Here is a 15,187-nt window from a genome sequence, read left to right as displayed (position 1 = left end):
GGGGCCTACGGTAGCCGCCCCGGCGCGTGCTGTGGCCGCTGGCCGCGGTGGGGGACGCCGGCGCAAGAACCAGTGAAAGGATGGATTCATGTCTCGCAAGTCCTTTTCCCTGACAACGCTGGGTGCCGCGCTGCTGTGCTCGCTGTTGGCCGGCAAGGCGCTGGCCCAAACCGCCCCGCCACCACTGGACGACCGCGCCCGCCGCGGCCTGGCCATCGTCCCGGAGGGCATCAAGCTCAACATGGCCGGCCGCGACCGCGCCCTCGTCGGCCTGGGCAGCTACCTCGTCAACGCCGTGGGCGGCTGCAACGACTGCCACACGCGCCCGGCCTACGCCCCCGGCGGCGACCCCTACCTGGGGCAGCCCGAGGTCATCAACGCCGCGCAGTACCTCACCGGCGGGCGGCAGTTCGGCCCCTTCACCTCGCCCAACCTGCGCCCGGACGCCAAGGGCCTGCCCGCGGGGCTGAGGCTGTGGCAGTTCATACGCACCATGCGCACCGGCATAGATCCCGACCCGGCCGCGAACGGGCGCAAGCTGCAGGTGATGCCCTGGCCGGTGTACGGCCACATGCTTTCGAGCGACCTGGGCGCCATCTACGAGTTCCTGAGCGCCCTGCCCTCGGCGCCGGACAACCCCAACCCCGGCCCTTGAGGCTGGCGGCGGCGGCCCGCAGCCGCCGCCGGAAAGCGAAAAAGCGCGGCCACGGCCGCGCTTTTGCATGGGGGCGCCGCGCCGTGCACCCTGTCAGTCGGCGGCGTAGATGTCGCGGTCCTTGGTCTCGCGGATGAAAAAGGTGCCCACCACGAAGGTCGCGCCCGCAACCACGATGGGATACCACAGGCCGTTGTAGATGTTGCCCGTCTGCGCCACGATGGCGAAGGCCGTGGTGGGCAGCAGCCCGCCGAACCAGCCGTTGCCTATGTGGTAGGGCAGGCTCATGGAGGTGTAGCGGATGCGCGTGGGAAAGAGCTCCACCAGCATCGCCGCGATGGGGCCGTACACCATGGTCACGTAGATCACCAGCAGCGTGAGGATGCCCACCACCAGCGGCTTGTTGATGCGCGCGGGGTCGGCCGCTGCAGGGTAGCCCGCGGCGCTGGTGGCCTGCGCCACCTCCTTCTTGAACGCGGCAATGCGCGCCTTGCTGGCGCTGTCGAAGGCGTAGCCGTCGGCCGAGAGCGTGGCGTCGAAGGCGGGGATGACGCGCTCGCCCACCGTCACCGTGGCCGGCGTGCCGGGCCCGCCCTTGACCACCGAGTAGTTCACGGCCGCCTGCGCCAGCGTGCGCTTGGCCAGGTCGCAGTCGCTGCGGAAGTCCACCTCGCGCGCCACGGGGCTGCCCTGGAAGCTGCAGCGCGCGGGGTCCACCGTCACGACAATGGGCACGGCGCGCTGCGCCTGCGCCAGCGCCGGGTTGGCCGCCTCGGTGAGCGCGTGGAACAGCGGGAAGTAGCTCAGCGCCGCCAGCAGGCAGCCGCCCATGATGATGGGCTTGCGGCCTATGCGGTCCGACAGCCGGCCGAAGACGATGAAGAAGGGCGTGCCCAGCAGCAGCGACACGGCGATGAGGATGTTGGCCGTCTGCGGCTCCACCTTGAGCGCCTGCGTGAGGAAGAACAGCGCGTAGAACTGGCCCGTGTACCACACCACCGCCTGCCCCGCGGTCAGGCCCACCAGCGCCAGGATCACGACCTTGAGGTTCTTCCAGCGGCCAAAGCTCTCCGACAGCGGGCTCTTGGAGCTGCGGCCCTCCTCCTTGATCTTCTTGAACGCTGGCGACTCGTTCATGGACAGCCGTATCCACACGCTCACGGCCAGCAGCACGATGGACAGCAGGAAGGGCACGCGCCAGCCCCAGTCGGCAAACACCTCCTCGCCCATCGCGGTGCGCGTGCCCAGGATCACCACCAGGCTCAGGAACAGGCCCAGCGTGGCGGTGGTCTGGATCCACGAGGTGTAGGCGCCGCGCTTGCCGTGCGGCGCGTGCTCGGCCACGTAGGTGGCCGCGCCGCCGTACTCGCCGCCCAGCGCCAGGCCCTGCAGCAGCCGCAGCGCGATGAGCATCACGGGTGCGGCCACGCCCACGCTGGCGTAGCTGGGCAGGATGCCCACGATGAAGGTGGACAGACCCATGAGCAAGATGGTCACCAGGAAGGTGTACTTGCGGCCGATCATGTCGCCCAAGCGGCCGAACACCAGCGCGCCGAAGGGCCGCACGATGAAGCCCGCGGCAAACGCCAGCAGTGCGAAAATGAAAGCTGCGCCCGCATCCAAACCAGAAAAAAACTGCTTGGCGATGATGGAAGCCAGCGAGCCGTACAGGTAGAAGTCGTACCACTCGAAGACCGTGCCCAGGCTGGAGGCGAAGATGACCTTGCGCTCCTCGCGTGTCATGGGGGCGCGTGAGCGCGAGGGGCTCAGCGCGCGTGCGGCGGGGGCCATGGTGCTTGTCTCCTGGTCGTGTTTTCGGGTCTTGGGCGCCCTGCTGTCGGGGTGCCGCCAGCGCATGCTGGGCACGCCGTCTGACGGCTTGCTGACCTCTTTCTGACGGCTGGCTGACGCGTCAGGATGAACCCGCAGGACCCCGTTTTTGTAAGAACTTGGTCAGACGCTCTGCTGAAACTGCCTAAGCACGAGGTGCCGTGCCCACGTGGGCGGCATTCCTGACACCCCTGCACCGGAGATAGAAAAATGGCGACTGCCGTAGGAAGTGCACCGACCCGATCCAGGGCCGAGGAGACAAGCAAGGTTGATCCCGTGGTGGCCCGGATCCAGGCCAACCCGAAGTACCAGGAGCTGCGCCGCAAGCGCAGCGGCTTCGGCTGGATGCTCACGGCGCTGATGCTGGTCGTGTACTACGGCTACATCTCGCTGATCGCGTTCAACAAGCCCTTCCTGGCCACGCCGCTGGGCCAGGGCGTCACGACGCTGGGCATTCCGCTGGGCATGGGGGTGATCCTTTTCACCATCGTCATCACCGGCATCTACGTGCGCCGCGCCAACAGCGAGTTTGACGCGCTGACGGCCGAAATCCTGAAGGACGCCGCCAAATGAGCAGCAAGCAGTTGAAGACCCTGGCCGCGCTGGCGGCCCTGGCCGGCGCGGGCTCCGCGCTGGCCGCGGGTGCTGACGTGGGCCAGGCCGCCAAGCAGGCGACCAACTGGACCGCCATCGCCATGTTCGCCATCTTCGTGGCCGGCACGCTGTGGATCACGAAGTGGGCCGCGGCCAAGACGCGCTCGGCCGCCGACTTCTACACCGCCGGCGGCGGCATCACCGGCTTCCAGAACGGCCTGGCGATTGCGGGCGACTACATGTCGGCCGCCTCCTTCCTGGGCATTTCCGCCGCCGTCATGGCGTCGGGCTACGACGGCCTGATCTACTCCATCGGCTTCCTGGTGGGCTGGCCCATCATCACCTTCTTGATGGCCGAGCGGCTGCGCAACCTGGGCAAGTTCACCTTCGCCGACGTGGCCGGCTACCGCTTCAAGCAGACCCCCATCCGCGCCTTCGCCGCTTCCGGCACGCTGGTGGTGGTGGCTTTCTACCTGATCGCCCAAATGGTCGGCGCGGGCCAGCTCATCAAGCTGCTGTTCGGCCTGGAGTACTGGATGGCCGTGGTCATCGTGGGCGCGCTCATGATGGTCTACGTGCTCTTCGGCGGCATGACGGCCACGACCTGGGTGCAGATCATCAAGGCCGTGCTGCTGCTGTGCGGCGTGAGCTTCATGGCCTTCATGGTGCTGGCGCAGTTCAACTTCAGCCCCGAGGCGCTGTTCGCCAAGGGCGTGAGCGTGAAGACGGCCATCGCCATCGCCGCGGGCAAGACGCCTGAAGAAGCGGCCAAGACGGGCCTGTCCCTCATGGGCCCGGGCGGCTTCATCAAGGACCCCATCTCCGCCATCAGCTTCGGCATGGCGCTGATGTTCGGCACCGCCGGCCTGCCCCACATCCTCATGCGCTTCTTCACCGTGCCTGACGCGAAAGAAGCCCGCAAGAGCGTGTTCTGGGCCACGACCTGGATCGGCTACTTCTACATCCTGATCTTCATCATCGGCTTCGGCGCCATCACCCTGGTGCTGACCAACCCCGAGTTCGCCGACACGGCCAAGGGCGTGATCAAGGGCGGCGCCGGCACGGCCAACATGGCTGCGGTGCTGGTGGCCAAGTCGGTGGGCGGCGACGTGTTCTTCGGCTTCATCTCGGCCGTGGCCTTCGCCACCATCCTGGCCGTGGTCGCGGGCCTGACGCTCTCCGGCGCCTCGGCCGTCTCGCACGACCTCTACGCCACGGTGTTCAAGAAGGGCAAGGCCGACAGCGCCTCCGAACTGCGCGTCTCGCGCATCACGACGCTGACGCTGGGCGTGCTGGCCGTGGTGCTGGGCATCGTCTTCGAGAAGCAGAACATCGCCTTCATGGTGAGCCTGGCCTTCGCCATCGCGGCGTCCGCCAACTTCCCCGTGCTCTTCATGAGCGTGCTGTGGAAGGACTGCACCACCAAGGGCGCCGTGATCGGCGGCTTCCTGGGCCTGATCAGCTCGGTGGGGCTGACCGTGGTGTCGCCCTCGGTGTGGGAAGCCACGCTGGGCAACCCCAAGGGCTCGGCCTGGTTCCCCTACACGTCGCCGGCGCTGTTCTCCATGACCATCGGCTTCGTGGGCATCTGGCTGTTCTCCATCCTGGACCGCAGCGCGCAGGCCACCAAGGAGCGCGCCGCCTTCGCCGTGCAGCAAGTCCGCTCGGAAACGGGCCTGGGCGCCGCCGGTGCCTCCGGCCACTGATCGGCCGGCAGACACGCCTACACACACGCCAAGGGCGGGGCCCAGCCCCCGCCCGCAGCCAAAAGGCCGGGTTCACCCCGGCCTTTTTTTCGCCTGTGCGGCCATGGGAGTAACGCTCATCAAGGGCCACGAATCGCTGCCGAAATCAAGACACAGGCGGCAAAACAACAAGTGCCAAACGGCTACGTGAGGTTTTGCTGCGTTGCAATAGACAATCAAACGTGACCTATGTCTCAATATGAATCCTAGGGAGTGTCCCGTGGCCTGTTGAAAAGGTGAGCGTCCGTGGTTAATAGGAACGCCGCCGAAGGCCGACAGGAGTGAGGAGTTCCATGTCCAGCGCGCAGGGGCAACTGGCCCCGTCCACGGCTGTAGAGCCGCCGCCGTACCGCATGCAGCGCCTGCAGCATCCGCGGCAGGCGCTGCTGCGCTATGTGGCAGGCACGCGCGCGCTACTGGCCCTGAGCGCGGGCCTGACGCTGCTGCCCGCGGCGCCCAACCGGCTTTCGGCGCTGTTGCTGCTGGGCTATTCGGTCGGCGCGGCGCTGCTGCTGGCGCTGTCGCTGCGGGGCTTGCCACTGGCGGGCTGGCGCGTGTGGCTGTGGCTGGATGCGATGGTGCTGCTGCTGGCCAGCCTGGTGCTCACGCAGCAGCTCATGGCGCTGACGGCGCTGACCGTGCTGCCGGTGGTGGCCATGGCGCTGCTGTGGGGGCTGGAGTCGGCGGTGCTCATGGCGCTGTCCTGCGCCGCGGGGCTGTGGCTGTTCACCGGCGCCGGCCACGGCGAGCCGCTCACCCTGGCCGTGCCCTGCGTGCTGCTGGCACTGGCGCCGGCCGTGGCACTGCTGGACCGCCCCGGCGGGGCGCTGCGCCAGCGCCAGCGGCTGCTGGAGGCGTTCTCGCAGCAGGCCGATCCGCGCCACGGCCTGGAGCAGCAGATGCGCGTGCTGCTGGGCCTGTTGGGCGAGCACTTCACGCTCGCGCGCGCGATGCTGGACATGCCCGGCCCCGAGCCGCGCGTGTTCTGCTGGGAACCGCCGGCGCGGCTGACGGTGCTTGAAGGCGCAGCGCTGCAGCGCTGGCGTGCGCAGCGCGAGTCCTTGCCGGCCGACCTGGGCTTCATCAGCGGCACCGAGCCCGCGGTGTGGACGCGCGCGCTGCACCCGGCCAGCGGCGTGCCGGCGCCGGCCCCGCAGGGCGAGGCCAGCCGCGTGCTGTTGGGTGCCGGCGCCCAAGCCCTGTGGTTGCCGCTGCGCAGTTACGGCCGCACCCAGGGCCAGCTCTGCCTGGTGCGCCACGAGCCGCCCTTCACCGCGTCCGACCTGCGCGGGCTGCACGCCCTCATGCGCGAGCTGCTGCCGCTGCTGGAGCGCACCGACCTGCTGGAGCAACTGCAGCACGAAACCGCGGCGCGCGAGCGCGAGCGCATAGGCCGCGACCTGCACGACAGCGCCGTGCAGCCCTACCTGGGCCTGAAGTACGGGCTGGAGGCCCTGGCACGCGTGGCCGGCGCCGACAACCCCATCAGCCCGCAGATCGCGCAACTCGTGCAGATGACCAACGAGGAGCTGCAGACGCTGCGCGACACCGTGCGCGGCCTGCGCCGCGGCCACGACCCCTACGCACCCAACGGCACGCTGGCGGCGCTGCAGCGCCAGGCGCAGCGCTTCGAGGCGCTGTACGGGCTCAAGGTCGAGGTGACGCTGCCTGAGCATGCGCCGCCGCTGCACGGCAGCCTGGCCAAGGCGCTGCTGCACCTGTTCAACGAGGCGCTGACCAACGTGCGGCGCCACACCCGCGCCACCACGGTCGCCGTGCGGTTCGACGTGCAAGCCGACGAGCTGTGCATGCGGCTGCGCAACGACCGCCCCGCAACCGCCCTGCCCGCGCCCTTCACGCCGCGCTCGCTCAGCGAGCGCGCGCGCGAGTTCGGCGGCCAGGTCACCGTGACCCACCCGCCGGGCTGCACCGAGGTGGCCATCACGCTCCCACTGACAGGAAACACCCCATGAACGCCAACAACAACACCGGGCCCATTCGCGTGCTATTGGCCGATGACCACACCGTCGTCCTGTGGGGGCTGCGCCAACTCATAGACAGCAACCAGCCGCTCATGCGCGTGTGCGGCACCGCCTCCAACCGGCGCGAGCTGCTGGCGCACCCGGCATTGGCCGAGACCGACGTGCTGCTGCTGGACCTGGGCCTGGCTGACGGCGACGCGCTGGACTGCATACGCCAGGTCAGCGCCGCGGGGGTCAAGGTGATCGTGCTCACCGGCAACCTCAACGCCGCGCAGCACCTGCAGGCGGTGATGCAGGGCGCGCGCGGGGTGGTGCTCAAGTCCCATCCCACCGACATGCTGCTGCGCGCCATAGAGCGCGTGCACGCCGGCGAGGTGTGGGTGGAGCGCGCGCTGATGGCGCAGGTGCTGGGCAACGTCTCCGGCCTGGCCGCCAACGGTACGGCCGCGCACGCCCCGGCCGTGCCCAGCGAACACGCGCAGCGCATTGCCTCGCTCACGCCCAAGGAGCGCCAGGTGGTGCAGGCCGTGGTGCAGCACCGCGGCGCCAAGGGGCTGGTGGTGGCCGAGACGCTGGGAATGAGCGAGCACACGCTGCGCAACCACCTCACGGTCATCTACAGCAAGCTCAACCTGCACGGGCGGCTGGACCTCTATGCCTTCGCGCTGGAGCACGGACTGGCCACGCTGAGCACCAGCACCTCGCGGCAGTCGCTCAAGGATTTCGACCCGGCCTGAGCCTGCTTGCGGCGGCTCAAGGACAAACATCCCACGCCATTACGGGCACTTCCGCTCTGTGCAAGCCCGCGGGCGCGGCCTAGCCTGCAACGCATGGAAACCATTGCATCCGCCCCCGCAAATGCCAGCAAATCCGTGCCGGCACGCTTCGTATCGGTGCTGGTGGTGGACGACCAACCCGGGCTGCGCCTGGGGCTGACGCTGCTCATAGACGCCGAGCGGCCACGGCTGCGCAGCGTCGGCTCCGCGGCCAACGGCGAGCAGGCGCTGGCCCTGGCCCGCCAGTTGCAGCCCGACGTGGTGCTGCTGGACGTGAACCTGGGCCACGAGGACGGCCTGGCGCTCATCCCGCTGCTGCAAGGCATCGCGCCCTGCTGCCGCGTGCTCGTCCTCACCTCCATGGCCGACGAGCAGGTGGCGCAGCGTGCGCGCCGCCTGGGTGCCCACGGCTTCATGCTCAAGACTGCGCCCGCCACAGAGTTGCTTGAGCAACTTGTCAGCCTCGCCCGTAGGGGCTGAGCGCCCCGCACCGGCGCCCTGGCCGGCCGTCCCACGCGCCCAGGCCACGCCCTCGCTCCACGTCTTCCCCAGCCTCGCCGGCCCACGCGGCCTTGGCGGCTCGCCCAGCTCGCCAACAGCCAAAAGTCCACGCTCACTGCGCGTCAAGACGGCACAGGCCTTGAGCGTCCCCTGAGCTGCGGGGGGCTGTTTTGTACCGGCCGCCTAGGGATAGGACACCCACTGCGACTAGTTCAAGGGTCCGATGGCGCCCCCTGGGGTGGCTGCCTACATTGATACCCATGGCAACGCAACACACACACCGCAAAGCTCCCCGCTGCCATGGGGTGCTCAACGGCCGGGGCGTTGTCCATGAGGCCCGTCATCCCGGCACTTCACAAAGCGCCGTGGACCCACAAAGACAGGCCTGACCCGCGCCGGCAACGGCATCTGTCTTGTTCACCAGAGAGGAAAGACCATGAACTTCATCAACTCCATCAAGCGTTTCGTTCGTGACGAAGACGGCATCTCCACCGTCGAATACGGCCTCGTGCTGGCGCTGGTCGGTGTGGTGGTGGCCGCTGGCCTCAAGACTTTGGGCGGCAATATCAACGGCGGCATCGAAGCGCTGGCCGAAACCGTGAGCACCCTCTTTTAAGCAGAGACAGGCGACGGCCACGCCGCCAGGGCGCATGAAGCTCGCATGCCGGCGGACTCTGCCTGCCGGCATGCTTGATGCCGCAACCATGTGTCCATGATCCGCTTGGAACCTTGAGGCCTCACGCTTGGCCGCTGCTCCCTGCCGCACAACGCCACGTCCACGGACCCGCACCATGAGCCTGCAACTGCTGTCGCTGTCCTTTCTCGCCGCACTGCTGCTGGCGGCAGTGGCTTGCGACCTGCACCAGCGCCGCATTCCCAATGCGCTGGTGCTGTACGGCATGGCGCTGGGCCTGGCGTTCCAGGCCTTTGCTGCCGCAGGCCAGGGGCTGCTGCAGGATGGCAGCCAGGGTGTGGCGGCGGCGCTGCTGGGCGGCGTGGCCGGCCTGGCGTTGTTCCTGCCTTTCTACGCCCTGCGCATGCTCGGCGCCGGCGACGTCAAGCTGCTGGCCATGGTGGGCGTGTGGCTGGGCGCCACGGCCGTGCTGCAAGTTGCTTTGTGGACGGTGCTTGCCGGCGCGCTGCTGTCGCTGGGCGTGATGCTGGCCACCGGTTCGCTGCGCACGGTGGGCCGCAACCTACGCACCCTTTTCACTCTCGCGTCCTTGCGTTGTGCAAGCGGCGCAACGCCGCAGGGCACGGCCGCTACCGGCCGGCTGCCCTACGGCTTGGCCATCGCCGCGGGCAGCGGCGTAGAGATGGCCCGCCTGCTGCTGTCAGCCTGAACCAGGCCAGGAGTTTTTCACCATGACCAAGCGCACCCGCGGAATTCTCGTGCTCTTGCTGGCGCTGCTGGTCGGCCTGGCCTCGGTACTGGTCGCGGCGCGGTGGATGAACGGACGGGCCGCGGTCAGCCATCGCATCGCCGTGGTCCGTGCCGACATGGACACCGGCGCCAAGCTTTCGGCCGAGGCCGTGGAACTGGTGGACTGGCCCCGCACCAGCGTGCCCCCGGGGGCGTTCACGGACGTCAAGGCCTTGGAAGGCCGCGTGACCCGCACGGCCCTGGCGCACGGCGAGCCCGTTCTTGAAGCCCGGCTGGCGCCCGTCGGCACCAAGGGCGGTCTCTCCGCCGTGGTGGGCGAAGGCAAGCGCGCCATGACCGTGCGCGTCAACGACGTCATCGGCGTGGCCGGCTTCGCGCTGCCGGGCACTTACGTGGACATCATGGTCAACACCCGCAGCCCGGGCGCGCGGCACGAGGACGACCAGGACCGCTCCATCAGCAAGATCGTGCTGGAGCGCATCCTGGTGCTGGCCGTGGCCCAGGAAGCCAACCGTGACGAAACCAAGCCCAAGGTCGTCAACGCCGTGACGCTGGAGCTCTCGCCCGCGCAGGCCGAGGCGCTGGACCTGGCCCGCAGCGTCGGCACCCTGTCGCTGGTGTTGCGCAACCAAGTCGATCCGCAACCCAGCAGCACCGCCGGCGCCACCAAGGGCAGCTTGCTGGGCGTGCAGGTGCAGCCCGTGTCCACGGCAGCGCCCATTGCCGCTGCGGCGCCGGTGCGGCGCATGGCGGCAGCCCCCGCCGCGCAGCCCACGCCCGCTCCCAAGCAGGACTGCGTGGACGTGATCCGGGGCGTCACCAAGACCCGCGAATGCTTTTGATGACGGCGCAGTACACCCCCATGAGTACCCTCACGCACACCTGCCGCAGCCGCCGGCACGCCGTACTGCACCAGGCAGCCTTGGCCGGCATGGTGCTGACGCTGCTGTCAGGGCAGGCCGCCGCGGCGTCCGGCGCGGCAACGGCAGCGAGCACGGCCGCACCGGCGCGCTGCAGCCGGCTGGAGATCGCACCGCCGGTGCAGATCAGCGTGGGCAAGTCCACCGTGCTGCGCCCGGCCGGCCCCATCAGCCGCATCCTGCTGGGCAATGCCGAAGGCTCGCGCGGCGGCGCCCCGCGCGAGACCGCCGCCGACACCAGCCATGAGGCCAAGCCTGCGGCGGGCATGACCCCAGCCCAGGAGCGCCAGCGCCCGGGCGTGGCCGATGTGGACGTGCTGCTGCTGGGTCCCACCGAGGTGTTCCTGCTGGGCAAGACGCTGGGCTCGACCAACGTGGTGCTGCAGGAACAGTCGGGCCGCTGCACGGCGGTGGACGTGGTGGTGAGCCTGGATGTCACGGGACTGCAGTCGTTGCTGGCTCAACTAATGCCCGAAGAGAAGGACGTGCGCGTGACCGCGGCCTTCGAATCCCTTGTGCTCTCGGGCACCGCCAGCACCGCCGCCGCGGCCGCGCGCATCTACGAGCTGGCCAACGCCTACGTGCGCGGCCCGGGCCACGGCACGGCGCCGCCGCCCAGCCTCTACGGCGTCAACCCTCGCATCATCAACCTGATGGGCACGGGCGCGCCGCAGCAGGTGATGCTGGAAGTGAAGGTGGCCGAAGTGTCCAAGTCGATACTGGACCAGTTCGGCATCGACTTCTCGCGCGCCTACGCCAGCGCCGACGGCTCCACGATCCGCTTTCTCTCAGGCCTGCTGGGCGGGGGCGCCGCCACGCTGGGCCAGATCGCCGGTGCCGGTGGCACCGGCACGCCGCTGAGCTCGGTAGGCTCGGTGGTGGGCGGCTCCATCCCGTCGAGCATCGGCAGCGCAGGCAACGTCACGCAGACGCTGACCACCATCAACGGCCAGGTCGTCCCGGTCTACACCACCACCTACGGCACCGTGCCCGCGCGCGGCGTGACCAACCTGAGCGTCAATGCCCAGAAGACCGACGGCGTGGTCAAGATCCTGGCCGAGCCCACGGTGATGGCCATCAGCGGCCAGAAGGGCAGCTTCCTGGCCGGGGGCAAGATCTTCATTCCCGTGGCCGTGGACAACGGAAGCGGCGGCCGCACCGTGACGCTGGAGGAAAAGGAGTTCGGCGTCTCGGTGGGCTTTCTGCCCACGGTGCTGGACGGCGGGCGCATCAACCTGGAAGTGGCCTCGGAAGTCTCGGAGCTCAACCGCGAGGGCGTGGGCCTGACCGTGCCGGGCGCGTCGGGCCTGGCCGTGCTGCCCTCGTTCACCTCGCGCCGGGCCAAGACGACGGTGCAGTTGGCCGACGGCCAGAGCTTCGCCATCGGCGGCCTGATCAAGAACAACATGACCACCAACGTGCGCGCCTTCCCGGTGCTGGGCGAGCTGCCGGTGATCGGTGCGCTGTTTCGCAGCACCGACTACCAGACCGACAAGTCGGAGCTGGTGTTCGTGATCACGCCGCGCCTGGTCAAGCCGCTGCCGCCGGACTACGCGCTGCCCACCGACCGCTACGTCCCCCCCAGCCGCACCGACGTGCACCTGCACGGCCGCCTGGAAGGCAGCCGCCGCGAGGAGGAAGCGCCAGGCACGGCGGCCCCGTCCGAGCCCGCCGCCGCCACGCCTGCCGCCGGCTTCCAGCTCAAGTGAGGACACCCGCCATGAAAAGCCCCGCGATGCTGCTGCCGCCCCTGCTGGCCGTCCTGGCCGGCTGCGCACAGACCACACCCGGCTGGGACGAGCGCTTTGGCGACAGCGTGCGCCAGGCACGCGCCCAACAAACCATAGACCCGGCCGCCGGCCAGCGCGCCGCCGCGCTGGCCGGCCTGGACGGCAAGGCCAGCGTGGGCGTGATGCGCGCGCTGGGCATCTCCTACGGCTACTCGCTGCGCGAACCGGCACCGCCCGCGCCGGTCATCACCCTGGTGCCCGGCGCCCCCGGGGGCCAATGAACGCGGGAGAGCGCTGGTGCGACGGCATCCATCCCTTGCAGTGCGCCGCCAGGCGCAGCGCGGCGGCATTGCGCTGCTGTTCGCGTTGCTGATGGTGCCGATCATGGGTTTCATGGGGCTGGCGCTGGACCTGAGCCGCATCTACATCAACAAGACCGAGCTGCAGGGCGCCGCCGATGCCTGTGCGCTGTCGGCAGCCTGGCACCTGCAGACCACCCCCGTCACCGCTGCGGCCTTCACCGGCGCCACCAACGGCGGCAGGTGGATTGCCGCCATCAACAAGTCCAATCTGCAGGCCACGGCCATCCCCACGAGCAGCGTGACCGTTGAGTTCGGAACGTCTCTTTCGAGTGGCGTCTGGAACACCGCGGCGTCGGCCGTTCCCGGCGCCTCGCTCGTGCGCTGCAAGATCAGGCGAGCAAACATCGAAAGCTGGTTCCTGCAAGTCGTGGGTGGGCTCGACCATTTCCAGATCAGCGCAGAAGCCACGGCCGCCATCCCGGCTGCCGGCTCCACCAACTGCGGCGCATCCACAGGCAACTGCAACCAGGCTCCCAGCCTGGTGTTCTAGAAGGCCATGGCCATGCATCGTGTTGCAAGCCCCCGCTCCAGCCAGCGACATTGGCGCGGCAGTGCCCTGCTGGAGCTCGTGGCCGTGGTGCCGATACTGGCACTTCTGGCGGGCCTGTCGGTGGAGTTCGGCCGTGTGCTCTACACCTACAACACGATCACCAAGGCCGTGCGCAGCGCCACGCGGCACCTGGCCCTGACCGACAGCAGCAACGCCTCCAGCGCTGCGTGGACGCAGGCCCGGCAGGAAGCCTGCCAGCTGGCGCTGTTCGGCACCCTTGCCGGCGGCAGCACGCCGCTGCTGACCGGGCTGACCAGTTCCATGGTGCAGATCGACACCAGCGGCAGGCTGGTCAGCACCGTCTACGGCAACAGCGGCAGCGGCTGCGGCACCAACTGCGGCATCAGCTGGGTGAGGGTCACCATCAGCGGCTACCGCTACACACCCCTGTTGGGCAGCGTGTTGCCCGCCTCGGTACTGCAAGGCGGCCAACTGGCGCTGGAGCCCATCAGGCTCACGATGCGCGGCTGGCCTTTTGCGACCGCAACGCCCACCTTTGCGTCAACGAGCACATCATGCGCCGCGCTCATCTGAAACCTTCGTCAAATCGCACTGGCACCCGTGGCATGGCCGCGCTGGAACTGGCCGCGGCCATGGTGCCCTTCATGGTGCTGGTGCTGGCGCTGCCCGAGTTCTGCAAGCTGGCCTGGGCATGGAATGCCGCCAGCGAGGCCACGCTGTTGGGCGCGCGCAAGGCGGCCGTCTGCGGCCTCAATTCCGCGGCCATCAAGACGCGCATGCGCGAAGTCATGCCCTGGCTGCAGGACGACAACATCGTGATCGCCTACGAGCGTCCCGGCGCCACGAGCTGCACCGCCAGCGGCGCCACCGCGTGCCGCGTGGTGCAAGTGTCGCTGTCGGGTTACCAGCAGACGGTGGCGCTGCCGATGCTGCCAGCGCTGACCGTGCCCTTGCCTTCCTTCACGACCTCGCTGCCGCGCGAGTTCATGGACAGCAGTTGCTGAACCCTCTCACACCGGCCACACCCATGAAGATCCAGGTCATCTCCCCGGACCCCAAGCGCACGGCCCAGGCTGTGCAGATGCTCAACGGCATGGATTTGCTGGAGGTTCAAGGCAGCACGGCAGCGCTGCACGCCCTGCCCCAAGCCGTCAACGCCAGCATGGCTTCGTTGCTGGTGCTGGACGGCGTGGACGCCTCGGCGTTGGGCGCCGTGAGCCGCTTCACGCACGAGCACCCGCAGGTGGACACGCTGGTGTTGTCGGCCGAGATATCGCCGGACTTCCTGCTGCAGGCCATGCAGGCCGGCGTACGCGAAGTGCTGCCCGCCACGGCCGACGCCGCGGCACTGCGCGCGGCGGTGCAGCGCGCCCTGCACCGCCGCGCGCCGCCTGCGGCTTCCTCGACGACGCCGGCGCAGGTGCTGTCCTTTCTCGGCTGCAAGGGCGGCAACGGCACCAGCGTGCTGGCGGCCAACCTGGCGTACCGACTGGCCGGCAACGGCGCGCGCCGCGTGGCCCTCATAGACCTGGACCTGCAAAGCGGCAACTCGCTGCTGCTGCTGAGCGACCAGCGCGCCAGCAGCGACGTGGCCGAGGTCGCGCGCAACGTGCAGCGGCTGGATGCCGACCTGCTGCGCGCGGCCATGGTGCAGGTGGACGAAACGCTGTTCGTCCTGCCCGCGCCGGAGGACATCGGCCAGGCGCTGGAGGTCAAGGCCGCGCAGGTCAAGGCCATCGTCCAGCAGGCGCGCCAGATGTTCGACTTCGTGGTGCTGGACCTGGGCGGCCGCATAGACCCGCTCACGCTGCAGGCCCTGGACCTCTCAGCGCACATCTACGCCGTGCTGCAGCTCAAGCTGCCGCAACTGCGCGACGCCCGCCGGCTGCGTGCGCTGCTGAACTCGCTGGAGGTGCCCCCACACAAGGTGCACTGGATCGTCAACCGCTACGACCGGCATGGCGAGCTGCCGCTGCAGTCTCTGGTGCAGGCCCTGGACGGCACGCCGGTGAGCACCGTGCCCAACCACTTCGACGCGGTCTCCACCGCGGTGAACCAGGGCCAGCCCATCGCGCGCAACAGCCCGGTGGCCCGCGCGCTCGACGACATGGCCCGCACGCTGCTGCCCCAGGAAGCACCGCGCAAGGAAGGCTGGCTGGCGCAACTGCTGGGCAGCCGCTGAAGAACGACATAACGC

Annotated in this window: 16 protein-coding genes; 15 read left to right on the top strand and 1 reads right to left on the bottom strand. The window is 69.1% G+C overall.

All coding sequences use genetic code 11. The features are described 5' to 3' along the window. Positions 1-88 precede the first annotated feature (88 nt). The gene (locus ALA01S_RS06405; protein ID WP_066333665.1) at positions 89-655 is read left to right on the top strand and encodes a hypothetical protein; all 567 of its coding nucleotides are present in this window, start codon (positions 89-91) and stop codon (positions 653-655) included. 93 nt (positions 656-748) lie between these two features. Here the strand turns inward: ALA01S_RS06405 and ALA01S_RS06400 are convergent, their stop codons facing one another. Beyond that, positions 749-2,446, bottom strand: a complete 1,698-nt coding sequence (locus tag ALA01S_RS06400) for an MFS transporter (protein WP_066333662.1) — start codon at positions 2,444-2,446, stop codon at positions 749-751. 249 nt (positions 2,447-2,695) lie between these two features. Here ALA01S_RS06400 and ALA01S_RS06395 point away from each other — a divergent pair, with 249 nt between their 5' ends. The 14 genes from ALA01S_RS06395 to ALA01S_RS06330 all read left to right on the top strand — a co-directional run bounded on the left by ALA01S_RS06395 (position 2,696) and on the right by ALA01S_RS06330 (position 15,172). Continuing rightward, positions 2,696-3,058 carry a DUF485 domain-containing protein gene (locus ALA01S_RS06395; protein ID WP_066333659.1) on the top strand — a complete coding sequence of 121 codons (363 nt, stop codon included), beginning with the start codon at positions 2,696-2,698 and terminating at the stop codon, positions 3,056-3,058. Continuing rightward, positions 3,055-4,785: a cation acetate symporter gene (locus ALA01S_RS06390; RefSeq protein ID WP_066333658.1), complete on the top strand. Its 1,731-nt coding sequence runs from the start codon at positions 3,055-3,057 to the stop codon at positions 4,783-4,785. The genes ALA01S_RS06395 and ALA01S_RS06390 overlap by 4 nt, the downstream gene beginning before the upstream one ends. 332 nt (positions 4,786-5,117) lie before the next feature. Continuing rightward, a complete protein-coding gene (locus ALA01S_RS06385; protein WP_066333656.1) occupies positions 5,118-6,797 on the top strand; it encodes a sensor histidine kinase in 1,680 nt (559 codons plus the stop codon). After that, positions 6,794-7,543 carry a response regulator transcription factor gene (locus tag ALA01S_RS06380; RefSeq protein ID WP_066333649.1) on the top strand — a complete coding sequence of 250 codons (750 nt, stop codon included), beginning with the start codon at positions 6,794-6,796 and terminating at the stop codon, positions 7,541-7,543. Before ALA01S_RS06385 ends, ALA01S_RS06380 begins: the two co-directional genes overlap by 4 nt. A gap of 93 nt (positions 7,544-7,636) precedes the next feature. After that, positions 7,637-8,062 (top strand): response regulator, encoded by a 426-nt coding sequence (locus tag ALA01S_RS06375; RefSeq protein ID WP_066333646.1) that lies wholly within the window; start codon positions 7,637-7,639, stop codon positions 8,060-8,062. A 457-nt stretch (positions 8,063-8,519) separates the two neighbouring features. Beyond that, positions 8,520-8,699: a Flp family type IVb pilin gene (locus tag ALA01S_RS06370; protein ID WP_066333644.1), complete on the top strand. Its 180-nt coding sequence runs from the start codon at positions 8,520-8,522 to the stop codon at positions 8,697-8,699. 175 nt (positions 8,700-8,874) lie between these two features. After that, positions 8,875-9,426: an A24 family peptidase gene (locus ALA01S_RS06365; RefSeq protein ID WP_066333636.1), complete on the top strand. Its 552-nt coding sequence runs from the start codon at positions 8,875-8,877 to the stop codon at positions 9,424-9,426. Between the two features lie 22 nt (positions 9,427-9,448). Then, the gene (cpaB, locus tag ALA01S_RS06360; RefSeq protein WP_066333633.1) at positions 9,449-10,309 is read left to right on the top strand and encodes a Flp pilus assembly protein CpaB; all 861 of its coding nucleotides are present in this window, start codon (positions 9,449-9,451) and stop codon (positions 10,307-10,309) included. A gap of 20 nt (positions 10,310-10,329) precedes the next feature. Then, entirely contained in the window at positions 10,330-12,096 is a 1,767-nt protein-coding gene (locus ALA01S_RS06355; RefSeq protein ID WP_238455708.1) for a type II and III secretion system protein family protein, read from the top strand. Between the two features lie 11 nt (positions 12,097-12,107). Beyond that, positions 12,108-12,398, top strand: coding sequence for a hypothetical protein (locus ALA01S_RS06350; protein ID WP_157118790.1), 291 nt, complete (start codon positions 12,108-12,110; stop codon positions 12,396-12,398). Positions 12,399-12,414: 16 nt separating this feature from the next. Then, positions 12,415-12,969, top strand: a complete 555-nt coding sequence (locus tag ALA01S_RS06345) for a pilus assembly protein TadG-related protein (RefSeq protein ID WP_157118789.1) — start codon at positions 12,415-12,417, stop codon at positions 12,967-12,969. Between the two features lie 12 nt (positions 12,970-12,981). Continuing rightward, positions 12,982-13,563: a TadE/TadG family type IV pilus assembly protein gene (locus ALA01S_RS06340; protein WP_169805857.1), complete on the top strand. Its 582-nt coding sequence runs from the start codon at positions 12,982-12,984 to the stop codon at positions 13,561-13,563. A 32-nt stretch (positions 13,564-13,595) separates the two neighbouring features. Then, positions 13,596-13,994: a hypothetical protein gene (locus tag ALA01S_RS33885; protein ID WP_066333618.1), complete on the top strand. Its 399-nt coding sequence runs from the start codon at positions 13,596-13,598 to the stop codon at positions 13,992-13,994. A gap of 23 nt (positions 13,995-14,017) precedes the next feature. After that, positions 14,018-15,172, top strand: a complete 1,155-nt coding sequence (locus ALA01S_RS06330) for a CpaE/TadZ family protein (protein ID WP_066333617.1) — start codon at positions 14,018-14,020, stop codon at positions 15,170-15,172. The last annotated feature ends 15 nt before the right edge of the window (positions 15,173-15,187 follow it).

Origin of the sequence: Azohydromonas lata NBRC 102462, assembly GCF_001571085.1 — a bacterium.
Lineage (GTDB): Bacteria > Pseudomonadota > Gammaproteobacteria > Burkholderiales > Burkholderiaceae_C > Azohydromonas > Azohydromonas lata.
This window is presented reverse-complemented; position numbering and strand designations above follow the sequence as displayed.